At 69.1% G+C, this 18,401-nt stretch carries 17 protein-coding genes and 2 pseudogenes; 7 read left to right on the top strand and 12 right to left on the bottom strand.

The window, feature by feature from the left end; translation table 11 throughout:
• Positions 1 to 94, bottom strand: a pseudogene (locus tag ACZ6ZQ_RS26085) (DNA-binding response regulator); the annotation flags it as partial.
• Between the two features lie 203 nt (positions 95 to 297).
• Between ACZ6ZQ_RS26085 and ACZ6ZQ_RS26080 the strand changes: the two are divergent.
• The 3 genes from ACZ6ZQ_RS26080 to ACZ6ZQ_RS26070 all read left to right on the top strand — a co-directional run bounded on the left by ACZ6ZQ_RS26080 (position 298) and on the right by ACZ6ZQ_RS26070 (position 4,141).
• Positions 298 to 1,983 (top strand): alpha/beta hydrolase, encoded by a 1,686-nt coding sequence (locus tag ACZ6ZQ_RS26080; protein ID WP_469770928.1) that lies wholly within the window; start codon positions 298 to 300, stop codon positions 1,981 to 1,983.
• A 217-nt stretch (positions 1,984 to 2,200) separates the two neighbouring features.
• Positions 2,201 to 2,635 (top strand): archease, encoded by a 435-nt coding sequence (locus tag ACZ6ZQ_RS26075; RefSeq protein ID WP_469770927.1) that lies wholly within the window; start codon positions 2,201 to 2,203, stop codon positions 2,633 to 2,635.
• A gap of 54 nt (positions 2,636 to 2,689) precedes the next feature.
• Positions 2,690 to 4,141: an RtcB family protein gene (locus ACZ6ZQ_RS26070; RefSeq protein WP_469770926.1), complete on the top strand. Its 1,452-nt coding sequence runs from the start codon at positions 2,690 to 2,692 to the stop codon at positions 4,139 to 4,141.
• A 281-nt stretch (positions 4,142 to 4,422) separates the two neighbouring features.
• Here the strand turns inward: ACZ6ZQ_RS26070 and ACZ6ZQ_RS26065 are convergent, their stop codons facing one another.
• The gene (locus tag ACZ6ZQ_RS26065; protein ID WP_469770925.1) at positions 4,423 to 5,298 is read right to left on the bottom strand and encodes a LysR family transcriptional regulator; all 876 of its coding nucleotides are present in this window, start codon (positions 5,296 to 5,298) and stop codon (positions 4,423 to 4,425) included.
• 402 nt (positions 5,299 to 5,700) lie between these two features.
• Positions 5,701 to 6,294, bottom strand: a complete 594-nt coding sequence (locus ACZ6ZQ_RS26060) for a cupin domain-containing protein (protein WP_469770924.1) — start codon at positions 6,292 to 6,294, stop codon at positions 5,701 to 5,703.
• A gap of 220 nt (positions 6,295 to 6,514) precedes the next feature.
• On the opposite strand from ACZ6ZQ_RS26060, the gene ACZ6ZQ_RS26055 reads away from it, so the two are divergent.
• Positions 6,515 to 7,726 (top strand): type III PLP-dependent enzyme domain-containing protein, encoded by a 1,212-nt coding sequence (locus ACZ6ZQ_RS26055; protein WP_469770923.1) that lies wholly within the window; start codon positions 6,515 to 6,517, stop codon positions 7,724 to 7,726.
• Positions 7,727 to 7,772: 46 nt separating this feature from the next.
• Here ACZ6ZQ_RS26055 and ACZ6ZQ_RS26050 read toward each other — a convergent pair whose 3' ends face one another.
• Together ACZ6ZQ_RS26050 and ACZ6ZQ_RS26045 are read right to left on the bottom strand one after the other, a co-directional pair.
• Positions 7,773 to 8,402: a hypothetical protein gene (locus ACZ6ZQ_RS26050; protein WP_469770922.1), complete on the bottom strand. Its 630-nt coding sequence runs from the start codon at positions 8,400 to 8,402 to the stop codon at positions 7,773 to 7,775.
• 80 nt (positions 8,403 to 8,482) lie between these two features.
• Positions 8,483 to 9,397, bottom strand: coding sequence for an SCO2400 family protein (locus ACZ6ZQ_RS26045; protein WP_469770921.1), 915 nt, complete (start codon positions 9,395 to 9,397; stop codon positions 8,483 to 8,485).
• A 500-nt stretch (positions 9,398 to 9,897) separates the two neighbouring features.
• Between ACZ6ZQ_RS26045 and ACZ6ZQ_RS26040 the strand changes: the two genes are divergently transcribed.
• Together ACZ6ZQ_RS26040 and ACZ6ZQ_RS26035 are read left to right on the top strand one after the other, a co-directional pair.
• Positions 9,898 to 10,128, top strand: a complete 231-nt coding sequence (locus tag ACZ6ZQ_RS26040) for a hypothetical protein (protein ID WP_469770920.1) — start codon at positions 9,898 to 9,900, stop codon at positions 10,126 to 10,128.
• A gap of 123 nt (positions 10,129 to 10,251) precedes the next feature.
• Positions 10,252 to 10,788: a GNAT family N-acetyltransferase gene (locus tag ACZ6ZQ_RS26035; protein ID WP_469770919.1), complete on the top strand. Its 537-nt coding sequence runs from the start codon at positions 10,252 to 10,254 to the stop codon at positions 10,786 to 10,788.
• A 145-nt stretch (positions 10,789 to 10,933) separates the two neighbouring features.
• Here the strand turns inward: ACZ6ZQ_RS26035 and ACZ6ZQ_RS26030 are convergent, their stop codons facing one another.
• The 6 genes from ACZ6ZQ_RS26030 to ACZ6ZQ_RS26005 form a co-directional block, all read right to left on the bottom strand.
• A complete protein-coding gene (locus ACZ6ZQ_RS26030) occupies positions 10,934 to 11,695 on the bottom strand; it encodes a serine hydrolase (RefSeq protein WP_469770918.1) in 762 nt (253 codons plus the stop codon).
• Between the two features lie 616 nt (positions 11,696 to 12,311).
• A complete protein-coding gene (locus ACZ6ZQ_RS26025) occupies positions 12,312 to 12,833 on the bottom strand; it encodes a Pycsar system effector family protein (protein ID WP_469770917.1) in 522 nt (173 codons plus the stop codon).
• Entirely contained in the window at positions 12,834 to 13,595 is a 762-nt protein-coding gene (locus tag ACZ6ZQ_RS26020) for a hypothetical protein (protein WP_469770916.1), read from the bottom strand.
• Entirely contained in the window at positions 13,592 to 14,956 is a 1,365-nt protein-coding gene (locus ACZ6ZQ_RS26015; RefSeq protein WP_469770915.1) for a hypothetical protein, read from the bottom strand. The genes ACZ6ZQ_RS26020 and ACZ6ZQ_RS26015 overlap by 4 nt, the downstream gene beginning before the upstream one ends.
• 27 nt (positions 14,957 to 14,983) lie before the next feature.
• Positions 14,984 to 16,219 carry a hypothetical protein gene (locus ACZ6ZQ_RS26010; protein ID WP_469770914.1) on the bottom strand — a complete coding sequence of 412 codons (1,236 nt, stop codon included), beginning with the start codon at positions 16,217 to 16,219 and terminating at the stop codon, positions 14,984 to 14,986.
• Complete coding sequence (locus ACZ6ZQ_RS26005; RefSeq protein ID WP_469770913.1) at positions 16,204 to 17,190, bottom strand: hypothetical protein; 987 nt, start codon at positions 17,188 to 17,190, stop codon at positions 16,204 to 16,206. Before ACZ6ZQ_RS26005 ends, ACZ6ZQ_RS26010 begins: the two co-directional genes overlap by 16 nt.
• 313 nt (positions 17,191 to 17,503) lie before the next feature.
• On the opposite strand from ACZ6ZQ_RS26005, the pseudogene ACZ6ZQ_RS26000 reads away from it, so the two are divergent.
• Positions 17,504 to 17,635: pseudogene (locus tag ACZ6ZQ_RS26000) on the top strand (DNA-binding response regulator); the annotation flags it as partial.
• A 153-nt stretch (positions 17,636 to 17,788) separates the two neighbouring features.
• Here ACZ6ZQ_RS26000 and ACZ6ZQ_RS25995 read toward each other — a convergent pair.
• The gene (locus ACZ6ZQ_RS25995) at positions 17,789 to 18,400 is read right to left on the bottom strand and encodes a hypothetical protein (RefSeq protein WP_469770912.1); all 612 of its coding nucleotides are present in this window, start codon (positions 18,398 to 18,400) and stop codon (positions 17,789 to 17,791) included.
• Between the last annotated feature and the right edge of the window lies 1 nt (position 18,401).

The following is an 18,401-nucleotide window of genomic DNA, read 5'->3' as shown; positions in this document are numbered from 1 at the left end:
TGATCCGCACGATCGGGTCGAACACCCCGGGCTCCGCAGGTGTCGCCGTCCCCAGCAGGCACACCTCGGGCGCCCTGCTCACCACGACCTCGGCCTTCCACATCGGTGGAAGGCCGAGGCGCTGCGGCCGCGCCCAAGAAACACCCCGGGCGCCCCTGACCTGGGTTGATCTCAAGATGCAGAGATCAAGAACCGTGTCAAGTCACGCTTTTTCGGGAGTTAACCGAAAAGTCTTCGTCGCCTTCACTCGAAGTGCGGGCCGGCATTCACGGCCACCTCGGAGACTGGAGAACGACCATGACCACCCAAGCGCCGGACCCTCACCACGGAAGCGAGCCTCCCGTGCGTCCCTCCCGTACCGCGTCCGTCCTGCGCTGGACGGCCAAGCGCGGGCGGGCACTGCGTCAGGCCCTGACAGGGACGTCCGCGCTGCTCGGACGTGTCGCCGATTTCCTGGCCCCCGGAGTGAGCCGTCGGCGTTGGGGTCCCGCGTGGCCGGCCGCGCTGGTCGGTCTGGTTGCCAGTGCGGGACTGCTGAGCGTGCTGTTCATGCACACACCGTCGCTCGTCTACCAGGGCGTCGCGAAGATCATCGACACCTCCCCACCGGCAGGGCTGAGTCCCTTCTACACCCAGAAGATCAACTGGCACTCCTGCGGTACCGGTGTCCAGTGCGGTCAGCTGGAGGTGCCCCTGGACTACGCCGACCCGGGTGGGCCCACGATCGAGCTGGCGCTTGCCCGCAGGCAGGCGACCGACCCGGGCGAGCGGATCGGCTCTGTGGTGTACAACCCGGGCGGCCCGGGCGGATCCGGTATCGAGACCGTGCAGTCTGATCCGGACGTGTTCTCCACCGCACAGCTGCGCTCCCGGTACGACTTCGTCAGCTTCGACCCGCGCGGTGTCGGGCAGAGCGCGCCGATACGCTGCGCACCCATGCTGTCGGCCGACCCCGCTACGTTCGACGCCTCCCCGGACAACCCGGCCGAGGTCACCAGATACGTCGATGCCAACAAGGAGTTCGCCGCCTCCTGCCAGGCCAACTCCGGGGCGCGGCTGGCCCATGTCTCCACCGAGGAGAGCGCTCGGGACATGGATGTGCTCCGCGCCGCTCTCGGGGACGAGAAGCTGCACTACATCGGCGTGTCCTACGGCACCTACCTGGGCACCCTCTACGCCGAGCTGTTCCCCGACCAGGTCGGTCGGCTGGTTCTCGACGCGGCCGTCGACCCCCGGGTCGACGCGCTGGACGCGGCGCGCGAGCAGGCGGCCGGGTTCGAGCTGGCCCTGGACGCTTTCCTGGCCGACTGTGCCACCAGGGCGGACTGCCCGCTGGGCACCGACCTGGCCGGGGCCCGGCAGCGTCTGGACGAGCTGCTGGCGAGCCTGGACCGCAAGCCGCTGCCGGCGGCCGAGGCGGGCACCCTCGACAAGGACACCGCCCTTTCGGCCATTCTCGGGGCCCTTTACTCCAAGGACGCCTGGCCCCAGCTGCGGGCGGCCCTGGAGCAGGCGCTGGCCGGCAACGGGGCGGACCTGGGGCTGATGGCTCTCTCCGGCCCCGGCATCGGCCAGGAGGCGTTCACGGCGATCGACTGCCTGGACCATCCCCCGGCCGTGACCTCGGCCGAGCAGGTCCAGGCCGAGATTCCCTCCTTCCGGCAGGCGTCCCCCGTGTTCGGGGAGTGGCTCGCCTGGAGCGCGCTGAGCTGCGCGGACTGGCCGGCCAAGCCGGTCGGCACCCCGCACGCGGTCAATGCTCCGGGAACACCCCCGATCCTGGTGGTGGGCACCACCCGGGACCCGGCCACGCCGTACCCGTGGGCCCAGGGGCTGGCAGAGCAGCTGGACTCCGGTGTGCTGCTGACCCGCGACGGCGACGGCCACAGCGGGTACGTCATGGGTAACTCGTGCGTCGACGACGCAGTTGACACCTACCTGCTCGAGGGCCGAGCTCCGGCGGACGGAACCCGGTGCGCCTGATCCGGTCGATCACGGTGCGCTGAACCGAGGGCCACGGGCGAGTGTGTCTGGAACCCGGCGGCGGTGGGAGTGGAACTCCCACCGCCGCCGGGTTCGTGCTTCGGTCTTCGCGATCCCATTTCTCATTCTTCTGCTGGATCGAGGCCGGCTGCGCTGTGCACCCGCCAGGGGTGAGGATGGGTGTGTCAGGAATGACGCCCAGGGAAATGGGGCGGCGATGGATCTGGAGCCCCCGGCCCGGCCGGGCGGGCACCGCAGTGTTCCGCACACCGCTGACCTGCGGGTCGAGGCATGGGCCCCGAGCCGTGAGGACTGCCTGGCGCATGCGGTGCGCGGCGTCGCCGAGTCGTTCGTCGACCTCGGCGGAGCGACGGGTGACCGCACACGGGACGTGGTGATCAGGGCGGACCACGACGAGGAGTTGCTGGTGGCCCTGCTGGAGGAGGTCGTGTACTGGCTCGACACCGCGGGGGAGGTTCCGGTCGACGTCGACGTGGCAGCGATCCCGGGCGGTGTGCAGGTGGGCTTCCGGGTCGCCGGCGTCGACTCGCTGCCGGTGATCGGCGCGGTGCCCAAGGCGGTGACGCTCCATGAGCTGGTGTTCGCCCACGGGGCCGAGGGCTGGAACTGTTCGGTGACGCTGGACGTATGAGCCGGGTCGCGCCGCTCGGCCGGTGTGAAGGGGGACCGGAGGAGGCGATCGATCGTGGTCAGGACAGCCGGGACAACCGGGACAGCCGTCGAGATCGTGGAGGAGGGACCGTTCCGGTTCCGCGTCGACCGCCACGGGAAGATGCGCGTGCCGGGCGTGGTGTTCGCCAGCCGCGATCTGCTGCCCGAGGCCGCCGGGGACCAGGCCCTGGTCCAGGTCGTGAATGTGGCCATGCTGCCGGGCATCGTCGACGCCTCGTACGCGATGCCGGACGTGCACTGGGGCTACGGCTTCCCGATCGGCGGCGTCGCCGCGACCGACACGGCGGCAGGCGGTGTGATCTCACCCGGTGGCGTCGGCTTCGACATCTCCTGCGGGGTCCGGCTGCTCGCGGCCGGTTACGACCGCGATGCGCTCGCGCCGCACCGCTTGCGGCACCTGATGGACGACCTCGGCAGGCGTATCCCGCGCGGAGCGGGACGGGGCGCGGTGTGGTCGGTCAGCCGGTCCGAGCTGGAGCAGGTCCTGACGGGCGGCGCGCGGTACGCGGTGGAGCGCGGACATGGCGTTGCCCGCGACCTGTGGCGCTGCGAGGACGAGGGCGTGCTGCCCGGGGCCGCTCCCGAGCAGGTCAGCGATCGCTCCGTGGAACGAGGCCTCGGTCAGGTGGGCAGTCTGGGCTCGGGCAACCACTTCCTGGAGGTGCAGGCCGTCGACACCGTCTACGACGAGGCCGCGGCGCGGGCGATGGGGCTGCGGGAGCGGCAGGTCTGCGTGATGATCCACTGCGGCTCCCGAGGCCTGGGGCACCAGATCTGCACCGACCATGTCCGCACCATGGACCGGGCCATGTCGCGGTACGGAATCGAGGTCCCCGACCGGCAGCTCGCCTGTGTCCCCGTGGACTCCGACGAGGGCCGCGCGTACCTGGCCGCGATGGCCGCCGCGGCCAACTACGCGCGCGCCAACCGCCAGCTGCTGTCCGAGGCCGCCCGGCGGGCCTTCGCCGAAACGGTCGGCTGCGACCTGGACCTCGTCTACGACATCTCGCACAACCTGGCCAAGATCGAGACGCACCCCTTCGCCGGCTCCACGCTGCGGCTGTGTGTCCACCGCAAGGGAGCCACCCGTGCACTGCCGGCGGGGCACTCCGATCTCCCGCGCGACCTCGCCGGGTTCGGCCAGCCCGTGCTCATCCCGGGCACCATGGGCACCGCCTCCTACGTGCTGGCGGGCGTGCCGGGCGGCGGTGCGTGGCACTCGACCTGCCATGGCGCCGGGCGAGTACGGAGCAGGCACCGCGCGGCACGCGAGGTCGATGGCAAGCACCTGCGGGCGGAGCTGGAGTCACAGGGCATCGCGGTGCGGGGCGCCTCCTGGCGCGGACTCGCGGAGGAGGCCCCGATGGCGTACAAGGACATCGACCGCGTCGTACAGGCGAGCGAGGGTGCGGGACTGTGCCGCAAGGTTGCCCGCCTGGTCCCGCTGGGGGTCGTCAAAGGCTGAACGCGATTCCGTAGGCGTAGGCGTAGGCGTAGGCGTAGGCGTGGGCGGCGGGGTGCGGCCGCCGGAGTCCAGGCCGTGGCTCCGGCCCGATCGCTACGGGCGGCCGCCTGTGGAGCGACGATGTCCGCCAGGCGGCGCGGCAGCCTGATCTCCGCCGGTGCGACGAACGCCGGCGATTCGAGTGTGATGAATGAGCCGTCCCAGTCCTCGTCGGCGAAGGCAAACGGGCCTTCCGACACGAGGACGCTGATCTCGTCACCGCGCCTTGGTGTCGTGTCGTGTCAGGTGAGCGACGGCAGTGATGCTGTGAAGTCCCTGACTTTGGCGTTCTCGTTGGCAGTGCGCCAGCTGATCACGGCCCGGGCCGGCGGCAGTCCGGTCAGCGGCACGAACGCAACGTCGGGGTGGCGGTAGTACTGCGTCAGCGCGGTGGAGGTCGCGCAGACCTCGCTGCTCGTCGCGACGAGGCTGAGCATCTCGTGCTGCGTCTTGACCAGGCGCCCTCTGCGGATGGGTCGTCCGCCGGGCGTACGCTGCGGCAGAAATCCCTCGCGGATCTCCTTGGGAGCGGTCACCGGCATCTCGACCATCGTGTGCTCGGCCAGTTCCTCCGCGTCGACCGACGACCTGGTCGCGAGCGGACTGCCCGCCGAGACGGCGAGCACCCGTGGATACTCGGCGATCACCGGGCCACTGGTGAGGTCCGGCTCCTGAACCGGCCAGATGGTGACCTGCATGTCCACCTCGGAGCGCCGCAGCGGTCCGAAGTAGTCGCCCCAGCGGGTCTCGGTCATGCTGATCGACCACTCCGGGTGAGTGCGGCGGAAGTTGGCCACCGAGGCGTCCACCGCGCCGGCGAACGGTCCGAGGAACCCGATGCGCAGCTCGCGGGCGAATGCCTGGGTCTCCTCGATGGATCGCTGCAACCCCTCGAAGCTCGGCTTCACCCGTTCCAGCAGGAAGCTGCCGGTGGGTGTGAGGGTCACCCGGCGGCTCGTGCGGTCGAACAGACGGTCTCCGATGCGCCGTTCGAGCGACTGGATGAGTTGACTCACCCGCGGTCGGGACAGCCGGAGCCGGTCCGCTGCCCTGGCGAAGTGCAGTTCCTCGGCAAGGGCCAGGAACGCTTCTATCTCCCCCAGTTCGGTAAATGCCACTTACCGATCGTACAGAAGATTGGTCTTGATGAGGGCGTGGTGCTTGGAAACGATGGGGTGACTCCGATGACGGCCCTCTCCACGGGGGTGAGCGGGCCTGTCCACGGGGTGTGGTCCAGTTGTGGGCCGACGGGCTCCAGGTCTGATCCGATCCAATCTGTTCTGAATCCGATCCGATCTGAGTCCTGATCATGTGGCGGTGACGGGAGTGGAACCCGAGCTCCGAGCCCCGAGCTCCGAGCCTGGGATCCGCTGCCGCCCGGACCGTTGAGCGGTGGCCTGCTCGTGATCGCGAATCCGTTCCGGCAGAGCCGCTCGTTCCTCGCTCCTTCGCGACCGGGGCGTCCGCCTGGGCAGCCGAGTTCCGGACGGTCGTGTCCCAGTTGGTCGTGTCCCGTCGGGTCAGAAGCCCGGCGGGGTCTCCGACCAGACGCAGACCGCCGGGACCGTGCCGGGGTTGTGGTAGCGGTGAGGAGTGGTGGACTCGAAGCTGACGCTGTCGCCGGGCTGTAGGCGGTAGTGGACGCCGTCGACCCAGTAGTCGAGTTCCCCGCTGAGGAGGAGACCGACTTCCTCTCCGGCGTGGGTGTGGGGCCGGTCTCCGGAGGATGCCCCGGGAGCCACCTCGAGGATCATCATTTCGAGTCTGCCGACGGGGTTGGGGTTGAGCAGGGAGTAGGTGATCCCTTCCACTCCGGCACGGGTGAGCTCCACCCGTTGGTCCGGGCGGGTGAGGACGCGCTGTTCGCGGTCGATGTCCCGGAAGAGCCGGCTGAGGGAGACGCCGAGGGCGTCGACGATCGTGCGCAGGGTGTTGATGGTGGGGCTGTTGACGTTGCGCTCGATGTTGCTGAGGTAGCTGCGGGACAGGCCCGTCTCCTCGGCCAGCTTCTCCAGCGTGTAGCCCTTGTCCAGGCGCTCGCGGCGCAGGTGCCGGCCGATGCCCGTGTCTCGGGGTGTCTCCTCCGAGCCGGGCGGGTGATCGCCGGCCGTCATGGACCGTCCTCCGTCCGGTAAACGATGTGCGACATCCAGCATAGTGGCCACTAGTGTCTAGGATAGGCGACACTGCATCCGATATAGACGTTGCCCGTTCCTGGCGGACACCCGCCGAGCCGCACGACGGACGACGCACCACGCACGACGCACGACGCACTACGGACGTACGGCGATCGCCGGGGCCGGCGTCGCGCCAGGACCCACATCCGGAGGATCGATGAACCCCAGCGGTGCCGCACCCGCAGGCTTCCCCGCGCGCGAGCTGCCCGAGCTGCGGCTCGGTCTGGGTGCCCTGGAGCGCAATGTGGGGCTGATGGGCGACTGGTGCCGCGAGCAGGGCGTCGAGCTGGCCCCGCACATCAAGACCACGATGACCCGCCCCATCGTGGAACGGCAGACGGCGGCCGGGGCTTGGGGAGTCACGGTTGCCACGGTGCGGCAGGCCGGCGTCGCGCTGGGATGGGGACTTCGCCGCATCGTGATCGCCAACGAGGTGATCCACGGCCCTGACCTCGCCCTCGTGCGGCACTGGCTCGACTCGATTCCCGACACCGACACCGACGCCGGGGCCGACACCGACGCCGACCTCGGCCCCGGCCTCGAAGTCTTCTGTTTCGTCGACTCGGCAGAGGGACTCGACCTGGCGCGTTCCGCCGTGGAGGGTGCGCGCAACCCCCTGCGGGTGCTCGTCGACGTGGGTGCTCCGGGAGGGCGGACGGGCGTACGGGATGCCGATGCTGCGATTGCGCTCGGCAAGGCCGTCGCCGAGATCCCGTCCGGGCTGCTCCTCGCCGGTGTCGCGGGCTACGAGGGGATCCGGCCCAACCGCCGGGACTCCGCCACGGTCGCCGACGTCGACGCCCACTGCCGCCAGGCGGCCGAGGTGTTCCGCGGCCTGGCGCCGCTGGTCCGGACCGGACAGCCCGTCTTCAGCATGGGCGGATCAGCCTTCCCCGACCGGGCCGTCGCAGCCCACCGCGAGGTACTCGGGCAACTCGGCGGCCAGGAGCCGGTGTTCGTGCTGCGGTCCGGCTGCTACGTCACCCACGACCACGGCACCTACGAGCATGTCTCGCCCTTCCCGGGGCTGGAAGCGGCCCTCACCGTCCGCGCGGTCGTTCTGTCGACCCCGGAACCAGGACGAGCCGTCATCGGCGCCGGCAAGCGCGAACTTCCCTACGACGCAGGCCTGCCGGTCCTGATCAGCGTCCGCGGCCCGCAAGGACAGCCGCGTCCCGCCGCGAGCGCCACCGCGACCCAGATCTTCGACCACCATCTGGTCCTGACCGACGCACACGGCCTGCACGTAGGTGACGAGGTCGACCTCGGTATCTCCCACCCCTGCTCCGCGTTCGACAAATGGCCGGACATCACGGTCGTCGGCGATGACGGCCCCACCGGAGAGGTGTGGCACCCGCAGTTCCGGTGACACCCGGTCGAATCGCCGGAGCCGACCCCTCCGCCATGCCCGTCCTTCAGGCGTCATCCTCCGCAATCGCCCAGCGCGGACGGATGGATGCTCCCTGCCGGTGCCGCTTCGGGCGCGACGTGCCGCCGCTGTCGGGTGCGCCATCGGCGAGCCCCGGTCGCGGACGCTGACGCCCGTTCGCGTGCTGCCCCGTATCACCGCTGCTGCGGATACCGAGGCTCGGTGCGCTCGGCGTGGACAGTGGGTCGAGGCGCCATGGACGTGGAACGGCGGATCCGCGGGCCGGGGAGAGCTGCGACACCTCCTGGTGAGATATGCCGAGCAGTCGGCAGGCGTCACCCTGGCTCACGCGCAGGTCCTCGACCAGCGTGCGAGCAGCAGCGGCGATCGCCCGCTGCTCGGCAGCATCGGCCCACGCCCGCTGCTCGGCAGTGTCGGCCCACGCCCGCTGCCTTCTCGCTTCCAGCACGCCCTGCAGCAGTGCTGCGAACTCCGGAACCACCAGTTCCACGGCGATCGTGTCCGGTCGAGTGCCGTGTGCTTCGGCGATGGCGTCGCGCGCCACGTCCCCGGCCTCGTCGAGGGTGCGGCTCTGAGTGTGGAGGCCGAGTTCCGGAATGTCGACGGCCCACCACCGGCCGATTCTGTGCAGCTGTGCTCGGTAGCAGGCGCTCACGGGGACTCGGCCTCCTTGATGTTTCGGCGGTGGCATTCGGCAGCGTGAGCAGGCGTCGGTGTGCGATCGCAGCGGAGCAATCAGCCGATGCACACACCGATCAGGCACACGTGCGCCGGCGAGGTCGGCCCGGCCGACGGAGTTGTCGGCAAGAGGTTCAGAGGAGCCGAAGTGCCTTCGTCGGGAGCTTCGGTTGAAGCGGGCGCGGTGGTCTCCGGGGTCGGTGGGGCTGCGGCTGGTGCTGGGGCGGCTGGGGCGGCGGTGTTGCCGACGTGCGTCCCCTTGGCCGGTTCGGCTGCGGTGTGCGGCGTCGTGGGGGGCTCGGCCGCGGTGGCCGTTGTGGCATGCCGGACCGTCGTCGCGCTGGGAGGTGCGGCGGCGGTGTTCTGCCCCCCGCTCGTTGTCACGGGCGGGCGAGTGCTGGTACGCCGCGAAGCCTGGCTGTCCGGCTGCTCCGACGCCCCGCCGGTGGGCGCTGTCCCGGGCGTGGCCGTGGTGACCGGTTCCGGCCGTGAGGCTGCGTGTGTGTGGCTCGCCGAAGGCCTGACGGCCGGCAGCGCGGCGACGGTCAGGCCGCCACCGACCAGGGCGACGGCCGTCGCGGTCAAGGCCCGACGCCGGTTCTTCTTCCAACGTGCCAGCTGCCGGCGCCGAGCCGCCCGGCCGCCTTGCAGGGCGGGAGCGGAGCCGTCGAGGTCACCGGACGAACCAGCTGAACTCGACGAGCCGGACGAACGCTCAGTGCTCGATACATCCGCCATCGCGTCTTCGGACGCCCCGCTGCCGACCGGAGCGGCACCGGCGTCATGAGCCCCGGGGTGGAACTCCGGAGCGGGGACCTGCTCCGCGCGCCATGACTCCCGCATCGTTGCGTCAGAGGCGACCGCGTCGTGGAGACGGTGGGCAGGCGGGGCGATGTCCGGAGCGTAGGCGCCGCACCCTGGGCACACGAGAGCCCCGTTGAGATTCCGACGGCACGTGGAGCAGTAGTCCATCTGCGATCTTTCTGTGCTGATTGCGCCGCCAGGGACGCCGGCGACCTCTTCAAGTTCGCACGCGGGATCGAGCGGCCAGCAACGCTAACGGCACCCGCCGAAGGCGGTGCGCAGCCCTTGTGATGCTGCTGCAAAGATTTGCTGGCGGTGCTGTCCCGTACTCCCGGACATGTCGTCACGAATGCCGGGATGAGCGGCTCCCGCGAGAGGGACGCGGGCTTCCAAGGAGCGGTGGCCGGACGAACACGGATCGCGGGTCTGGACCGACGTGTGCAGTAGGGCGGCGGATGCGCCCGCCAACTGAACGCGCTGGTCCGGTTCTTGGTCCGCAAACCGCCGGCGGAGGAGGAAGGTACCGTCCCTCACGTGCTGCGCGTGCATCCCTCTGGGCACCGACCAGAACAGGCGTCACAGTCTGAACCTCCAGGCGCGCGCCGTTGCCCGCTGCGCCGGTTTTCAGCAGTGTTCGCCAGACACCGAGAGACGAGGCAGGTCCGATCATGCCGACCCCTTCCGGATTCAGCTACGAATCCCGCGCCGACGGCACCATCGTCATCACCCATCGCGGACGGAAGGCCGCCACACTGCGTGGCAACCGTGCGGCGCAGTTCGCCGCGGAAGTGGAGTCCGGCGACGCCCAGGCGGTGATGGCCCGCTGGACGGGCGCGTACAAGTTCGGCAATGAGCGCACGGCCCGCAACCACCCCAGGAACCAAGGACGCCGCGCCTAGGCCCTGTCCGGCGGATCTTCCGGGGCCCAGCGACGCGCTTCCAGGCCCTGGGGGCCTGGGAGATGCCAACGCAGCTGCCTTACTCGTTTGCCGTCGGCGAGCCCGGTCGGATAGGAAGCTTGCATGCTAAAGGGCAGCAAGGTCGGGCTCAGGGCCCGGCACGAGGACGACATCCCGATCCTGCGGGCCGAGCTCTACGACGACGTGGTCAACGCCTCGAGGGCCGAAGGCCGGCCGTGGCGGCCGATCACGCCCGGCTCGAAGGACCCGCGGCTCGTGGTGGACGACAAGGAGGAAGGGCACGTCCCGTTCTCTGTGGTGGAGCTGGCCGGCGGCACGCTGGTCGGCACCGCGACGCTGTGGGGCATCGACAACCACAACCGGTCCGCGCACATCGGGCTGGGGCTGCTGCCGTCCGCTCGCGGCAAGGGTTACGGCACCGACGTGGTCGCGGCGCTGTGCCACTACGGCTTCGCCGTGCGCGGCTTGCAGCGGCTGCAGATCGAGACGCTGTCGGACAACACCGCGATGCTGCGCTCGGCTGAGCGCAACGGCTTCGTCCGCGAGGGCGTGCTGCGCTCCTCGGTCTGGGTGATGGGCGAGTTTCTTGACGAGGTGCTGCTCGGGCTCCTCGTCCAGGACTGGAAGCCGGACTCGTAAGGCTCGGGTCTGCGGTGTGGAGGAGGCGTTCTCCCAGACGTCGCGGATGTCCCGGCTGATGAGCGTGCGCAGGACCGGCCACACGTTGATCAGCACTTCTCGATTTCAGTTCCCGCCTCGCACCCGGCCTTCGTCGCCGAATCCGTCACCCGGCCGGAACCGCCTCCTTCGTCACGTTCACAGGCGGTCGGCTGGTGGCCCGGGGAGTCCGGTCCGGGTACAGGCTGTGGTGGATGGCCTTCGCGACGCCCTCAATCGTATCCATGCCGTATTCCCATCCCGCATCCTCCGACTCGTCTTCAGGGACCCTGTTGTTCTCGGTGAGGACCACGAGGCCATAGTCGTAGGCGTGGCCGGTGAATGCGCTCATGCTGTGGACTTTCCAGTCCCCGCGGTCCCAGGGATTCTTGAGCCCGCTCTCGGAACGCTGCAGCCATCCGTTCTTGACCTGGACGGAAGCGTCCGAAGGGGCTCCGGCGGGCGCTCCCCACCGCTGGTCCTTCTCGACGTCGTGCATAAGACCCAGGATGTAGGCGCGCTGTTCGGCCTTCAGAACCGCGTTGTCCTTGCCGGTGAGCAGCTCAAGCAGTCTGGCCTGGTCCCTCGCAGTGATCTGAGTCAGGCCCATGAAGCCTGCTTCGTTGATGATGGTGTTCCTTATTCCGGCCTTGTCCAGGAAATTCTGAACTCTTTTGGGCCCCAGGCTGTCCCACAGGGCGTACGTCGCGTCGTTGTCCGAGCTCACGATCATCTTCCTGGCCAGGTCCTGCTCGTCCTCGTCCAAGTGGCCGCCCCTGGCCAGGAGCAGAGCGCCCAGTACCACCGGCTTGACCGTGCTCGCGGAGTCGTAGTGCTTGTCCGCGTCGTACGTGCACGATGTATGAGTGGTTCGGTCGTACAGCACCATCGAGGCCTCGCTGGCGCGACTCTTCAGGGACTTCGCTATGCCTCGGGTCAGGGAAATTGCCAGTCTGGGGTTTTCGGACGCGCATTCAATCAACTCGCCGTTGATCCGCTGAGATGCGCTTTCCGTCCTCCGTGCCTCATGGGGTTCGGCTGCGGTGGGAGCAGTCGGAGCGGCAGCGGGCGCGGGCGCGGAAGCGGGAGCGGAAGCGGGGGTTGAGGGGGGAATTGCAACGACAATGGAGACTGCAACGGAAACGGTTCCCAAAGTTACCTTTGAAGTCGTCTTACTGAGCGTCAATTCATTCCCCTTCCGTTTTCCGGTCCGCCAGTCGTGCTGTGGTCCGACGCTACAAGCTTGAGATGGGACCGGCCTGTCGGGTCGGCCGATAGGCTTATGTGGGCCTTTCCAAGACAGCCGATGAGGTGAAAGACGGATAGGTGCTGGAATCGTGTCCGGAAACCGCGATCGATGCCGCGATGACCACCGCCAGGGGTTACGACTTCGGAGTCAGCTTCGACTTCTCCGCCGCCGTCGTCAGGGTCGACAACGACAAGGACGGGGCCGCACGGTGGTGTCCGGCCTGTCGGGAACTTCGCGTGCAGCCGGTACCGACAGGTCACACCACCAGGTTGAGCAGCAGCCCTGCCGCGCACAGGACGCCGGCGGTGGCGAACAGACACAGAGCCCGGCGGATCAACGCGTACTTGAAGGCGGCGATGCGGGCGACCTCGTAGAGCTGATCCAGCGAGGAGGCTGTCGGGGTCTGGAGAGTGCGGGCGATGCGTGCTTCCAGGCTCGCCCTCGGGTGTTCCGCGACATCACCGAAGTAGGCCACGAGGTGATCCGGGGCATCGGCCGTCCGGCGGCTACGGGGACAGACCGCGTACCCGAGGAGCCCCACACCCGCGATCGCCGCGGCCAGACCGGTCCACCAGAGCCATTCCACCGAGTTGGCCGTGGGCACGAACGACTTGCCCTCAGACAGTGCGACGGACAGGACCGCGCCCAGCGCGACGCCGGACGCGGCCAGGAGCAACGAGGCCTTGGCATCAGCCTGTTTGACCTCGTCCCGGGCATTGGCCAGCAGTCTTTCGGCGTAGGCCTGTATGCCCGCGTTGTCCGGCTGCGACGCGGTCACCTAGTACCTCCACTCGTCCATGAACTGGGCGCGCATGTGCTGCCACTCCGTGTCGCTCACGACGCGCCGCGTGTGGACGGCCGGTCCGAAGCCGGGATGCCCCAGCAGTACGTCGTGGGCGCCGGGGACCGGCAGGCTGAGGACTGCCAGCGTGGCACAGAACCGGCTTCTTGGTATGGGCGTCGCGTGGAACGTGTTCACTTCCACCTCGTGCCAGGATCCGGCGGGGAAACGGACGGCACGGACCGTGGGAACCACGCGCAGATCCTCGCCGGTGTCGTGCAGTTCGTCCTTGCCCATGGCGCCGTTGTCTCGGACTTCGTACTTGCGCAGGAGCCGGCCCGCGACGGGGGCACGGCGCTGTGCGCCGGTCACGGAGTCGGCCGGACCGTACTGCGACTCCCGGTACTCGCCCGCCAGAACGCGTGAGAACAGGCGGAAGCAGTGCTGGTGGATCGGCGGGTGGCCGGAGAGCGCCATGCGCAGGCCCATCGGCCAGAAATGGACGCGGACGAGGCCCAGCCGTTCGACCTGCGCCACCTCGAAGGTGGCGAATCCGGTCGGGTGCCACAGTCCGCGGCCGAGGGTGCCCGACCGGATCCTGGCCACCGCGTCGTCGAGGTGGCGCTCCGTGGCGGCCGCAGCCCGGCCGAGGAACCGCAGATGCGCGGGGTCGGTGCTGCGCACGGGCAGGATGTCGTTGGCGAGCGACGCCGCCGTGTCGGGTAACGGGCTCGGGGTGTCCCCGCCGGAACGACTCACTGTGCGCCGCCTCGCGCCGGGAGCTGGAAGATCCGTGCGCTGCCCTCGTACTCCTTGGCGGTCAGTGGGGCCCGGCCGAGCGCCGACCACCCGTCGAAGGACCGCTCCTCCTGTTCCGGTCCCGCTATTCGAGCGCTGAGGTCCGCGCTCAGCGCCAGCAGGTGCGAGCGTTGCGGAAGTGAGGCGAACACCCCGGTGCTCCTCTCCTTGGAGGCTGAGGCCAGCCCTTGTTCCAGCCGGACCGCCTCGATCACCGACGCACCGTCGAACGCGGCTGCGAAGCTGCGTGCGCCGGCAATACGGCCGTAGGTGTACGCCCCGTGGTGCAGTACGAGGCGGGTGCCCACACGTTTCGCAGGCTCCCGGATGGACCCGTTGAGTTCCTCGACGAGGTCGATGAGGCGTTGCCAGCGGGTGAGGATGTTCGCGGTCAGTTCCGCGGCATCGGGGAAGACCCGCTCGGGGAAAGCCGCGACGAATCCGTCACCGGCGAACTGGGCCTGTGTGGTGCCGATGTCGCCGAGCATGGTGTGGAACTCATGCGCCACGCGCCGGCGGAACTCGTCCTGAGCCGATGCCGCCGCCGTGGAGAACGTGTGCATGTGGTCGAGCGCGTAACTGAGCGCGGTGCCGTATCCCGCCAGGTCGACCACGCACAGGACACCCCGCTCCTCGCGCGTGAACAGACCGGCCCCCACGTCGAGGCCCTCTTCGCTGATGGCCATCCTCCGCATCTCGTCGCCCAGGACGTACTCGACGTTGCTCATCAGCGGCTTGCCCAGGAACCACCGCTCGCTGCGCTCGTGTTCCTCGCTGTGGCGGACATGGGTCGCGGACTTGTACTGGTCGAGTGGCAGGAAAACGTACCCGCGGCGCTGTTCCGGATCCGCGAGGTTGCGTGAGCTGGAGGTGTCGACGGCAACCAGGCCGTGGCGAAGGATGTAGTACGCCTTCACGAGACTCGGCGAACGCGGCGACACCTTCAACTCCAGGAAGGAACTGCGCCGCTTCATCCGGGTGTCCCGCAGGCCCATCTGGTACGCCAGATGGTTGAGATCCCGCTCGATGTCGATCTGTTCGGCCGCTTCCGTGGCGAGCTGCAGCAGCGAGCCCGCGGTCGTCGGCGGTGAGTAGGAGAGGGGGACGGGATAGGCAACGAAAGGCGGCGCCCAGTAACCCTCGTCGTGAGGCGCGCTGTTGAGCTGCCCGGCGAGCGGATAGCTCGGGTGTATGAGAATGAGATGGCGCTCGTCCTGTGAGCCGACAGCGATTTCCAGAGTCGAGATGATCCATACGGAGGAAGGGCTGGCCGGCAGCGGCATCTTCCCGGGACTCTCGGCACTGAGGACTTGGTAGGTCATCTGCTCACCCCCATGGCCCGCCGTCGGTCACAGAATGCCGTGAATGGCGGGAAGGGCGTCGACCACATTGGACGAGACCTTGCGGCCGAAGGGGGTGCCCGAGTTCTGCAGTTCCGCGCTGAGGAGCTGCGGCTCGATCCACATGTGCGGGATGTCGGGCGAGAGCGTCACGACCCGGTTCAGGAAGTAGCTGAACTCGTAGGCCGTGTAGCTGTCCGAGGTCTTGGAGAATTTCAGGGAGTAGTTCGTGTAGAACTCGCTGCCATTCCATGTGCCGTTCAGATCCGTGATGACGTTGTTCACGCCGGCCTGGATGGCGGAGACGTACTCGTCCTGGCGCCCGCGGCGCAGCGCGCCCAGGGCCTCGGAGAGTTCCCGGAACGTCGTTCCCTCCGCGACGGCGAGGATCCCGCGGTCGCCGGCGCCCTGGCCGTCCGTCCCCTCCGCCAGCTGCTCGCGGGTAAGGATCAGCGAGGCGTAGGGGAACATCCAGGTGTCCCAGGTACCCGCGGCGTGCGGGTCGACGATGAGGATCTGCTTGTCGCCGTTGACCACCACCTGCGGCGCGGTCAGGGCGTACCGCATCGGGACGACGTCGGCACTGAGACATTCGTCGTTCAGTTCCGAGTCCTTGTCCCAGGAGTAGTCGGCGTGGCTCATGTGATCCTCTTTCAGGAGTCTGTGGATATCGGGTTCGAGGCGCGACCGCGCCCGCGTCAGGAAGGCTTGGGCCGGGCGGAAGTTGTCGTTGCCCGTGTGTCGGAAAAGCGGGATCCGCGTTCGTGGTGAAACGGATGGCGTGACGGTCGCGAGCGGGACGAATGGACCGGCCGGGGCCGGCTTCAGTTCGGTGGTGAGAACGGTCACCGACACGGTGGCCAGACTGTACCGAAGAGCGGCGAGGCATCGGTGTACTCCGTCAAGGATGACGAGCCCGTTCGGGTGGCGTTCGACCAACGGCCCGAGGAGCAGTCCGCCCGTTTCCGGGCGGCGAAGCACAACGGGCTGGTACGGGGGGATCCCGGCCGCGACGAACTGGCGGAGCAGATCCTGCGCCGAGGCGAACGTGTCGGCGTTGACGAGCGAGATCACGCTGTGGAGCGAGCGAGGATCGACGACCTCGTGCGTCACCGAGACCGTGCCGAACCGGTGCCCCCACACGGCGGTGACCGCTTCCTCCAAGGCCTGCGCCGCCGCCTGCCGGGCAACGGGGAGCATGGTTGCCGGAACGCCCGCGTCCCCGGGTGTCAGTACGGCTGCCACGGTGGCGTGTCCAGACGCGAGTCCGATCCGTCGATCACCGACAGCCCGATGAAGTCCCCCCGACGGGTGGTGAGATGGCAGAGTTCGCCGGTGAAGGTGCCCCGGTCGCCGCGGAAGAAGTCCCCCCGGTCACGCATATGGCTGACGAGCACCGGAAGGCGCGTGGCGACCTCTGCCGGCAGCGGCGCGGAGACCCGTTCCGGCGCGATCGCGAGCAGGGTGGGCAGGTAGACACCGTGATCGTCCTCGACCACACGCCCGCTGACCGTGACGTCCTGAAGCAGGGTCCGTACGCCGGTGAGCCCGGCCAGCGGGGCGTCCGACGGGTCTTCGTAGCGGAAGAACGGGCACAGGATGCCCGCGCGCGTGCGCAGGCGGATGCGCCATCCCTTGCCGTGCTCGTGGAGCCGTGCCTCCTCGTTGGCCTCGCCGTGCGCCGCCAGTCGGCGGGCGATGAGACGGTGCGGCTCCGGACGCCCGGTGAACAGGACATCGAAGTCGTGCATCGAGCGCACCGAGCGGTCCTGCAGCAGTAATCGCGCCGAGCCGGTGATACCGATCGTGGCGGAGGGCATGTCGTCGCCCAGCAGGCGGCCGAGTTCGTCGAGATGCGCACCGACGTACCGCTGCAGGAAGGAGCCGGGTGCCGCCCCGGTGCGTGGGTCCACCGACGCCGACAGGTGGAGATCGATGTGTGCAAGGGGCACGAGCGACTTCGCGGCGAACGGATGCGCGTGGTCGAAGCAGGTGCCGGTCTCGACCCGGACGCGCTCCCGCTCGCGTTCGGACATGCCCCGGCCTTCCGCCACGTACGCCTTCCGGTACCGGGAACCGAAGAAGGTGTAGTCACCCCCGGACGCCGGTACGAAGGCCAGCTCGCCGACCACGTGGTCCGGCGGGTGGGTGTGACCGTGCACCGAGAGGACCCGCCCGTCCTTGAGCAGGACGTAATCCTGGTCCTGAATGAGCAACACAGTGTCCTCACAGTGTTGTTGAAGGATCAGAACGCCGGCTGTCGTGCCCGTGCCCGCACGGTATCGGTGACTTCCCTTCACCGAGGGCGTTTCGCCGAATGCCTCACTTGGACGCCCTGGCCCTGGTGGTCGGGAACGCCTGCGGGCGTGAAGCGTGCGGCATGACGTCGCCGGGCCGACCCGCGGTGCGCGTCGTCGTCCGTACGACAGCCCATGTCCTCCGAACGGAGGACATGAGTCCGCCTGGTCGGTCGTCCCGGCGCATGCCCTGCCGGCTGAAAGCTGGAGGCATGAATGAGACAGCGGTACGCGCCGGCTCTTCATCAGCGACACCACGGTCAAGACGCATCTGCTGCGCGCCTTCGGCAAACCCGGCGTCTCCGACCGTACCGCCGCGGTCACCCGCGCCATGCAGTACGGGCTTCTCACCCCGGAGTCCTGAACTCACGGGCCCGGCCCCGGGATCAGGAACCGGACACGGCCGTCCAGCCCTCGGCAGCAACCGCCGGCACAGCTGCTCGGCGCCGCAGTCCTAGGCGACCTGCATGGCGTCGCGAGCTCCACAAGCAACGGAACGGTCGCCGCCCCCGTGCGCTCACCGGGTGTACGCCTTGTCGTAGAGGCCGCGCAGCTGCGGGTCGGCCTCGGCGCTGTAGCCGCACAGGGTGACACGGCCGTCGTTGGCGGTGACGAGGTAGTGCCGACCGGCTGTGAACTCCACCCCGCTGAGCAGCGGGACCATCTCCGTTGCGTTCTGGAGCCGGACGGCGGAGGCGTCCCCGCCGCGGTACCAGTGGTCCACGCGGAGTTCGACCTGGTTGCCCCTGACGGAGGTCGCCGTGCCCTCGAAAGCGGTCTGCATGCTGCCCAGTACGTCGACCGTGACCGCGGCGCACTTGGCGGCAGGCGCCTCCGGGACGGTCAGGGTCACCGGGGCGGCCTTGGGCGGCGGGGATGCCGAGGACGACGGGCTGCCGGTCGCCGCCATTCCCCAGGCGATGCCGCCTCCCACCGCGAGTACCGCGGCTGCTGCTGCGGCAAGCACCAGGCGTCGGCGGCGTCCGCCCGAGCCGTCATTGGTGGACAGGGCTTTGGTGTCTGCGGTCATGGTGGCCTCCAGGAGGCGGTTGAGGTCGGGTGAGGGAGCGCGAGACGTCCGAGCCGGGTCGATGGCCCTCAGCCGGGCGAGCAGTTCGTCGTTGTTCACC

The sequence above is a fragment of the Streptomyces sp. NPDC053673 genome, assembly GCF_055585225.1.
Note: the sequence above shows the minus strand (reverse complement) of the source record. Positions and strands in the feature narration are given on the sequence as shown.

Excerpts from the sequence above, each read along its gene's own strand:
- ACZ6ZQ_RS26080 (WP_469770928.1), top strand. The coding sequence starts at position 298 with ATGACCACCCAAGCGCCGGACCCTCACCACGGAAGCGAGCCTCCCGTG.
- ACZ6ZQ_RS26060 (WP_469770924.1), bottom strand. The coding sequence starts at position 6,294 with ATGACGGCCGGCGATCACCCGCCCGGCTCGGAGGAGACACCCCGAGAC.
- ACZ6ZQ_RS26055 (WP_469770923.1), top strand. The coding sequence starts at position 6,515 with ATGAACCCCAGCGGTGCCGCACCCGCAGGCTTCCCCGCGCGCGAGCTG.
- ACZ6ZQ_RS26075 (WP_469770927.1), top strand. The coding sequence starts at position 2,201 with ATGGATCTGGAGCCCCCGGCCCGGCCGGGCGGGCACCGCAGTGTTCCG.
- ACZ6ZQ_RS26015 (WP_469770915.1), bottom strand. The coding sequence starts at position 14,956 with ATGACCTACCAAGTCCTCAGTGCCGAGAGTCCCGGGAAGATGCCGCTG.
- ACZ6ZQ_RS26035 (WP_469770919.1), top strand. The coding sequence starts at position 10,252 with ATGCTAAAGGGCAGCAAGGTCGGGCTCAGGGCCCGGCACGAGGACGAC.
- ACZ6ZQ_RS26045 (WP_469770921.1), bottom strand. The coding sequence starts at position 9,397 with ATGGACTACTGCTCCACGTGCCGTCGGAATCTCAACGGGGCTCTCGTG.
- ACZ6ZQ_RS26040 (WP_469770920.1), top strand. The coding sequence starts at position 9,898 with ATGCCGACCCCTTCCGGATTCAGCTACGAATCCCGCGCCGACGGCACC.
- ACZ6ZQ_RS26030 (WP_469770918.1), bottom strand. The coding sequence starts at position 11,695 with ATGGTGCTGTACGACCGAACCACTCATACATCGTGCACGTACGACGCG.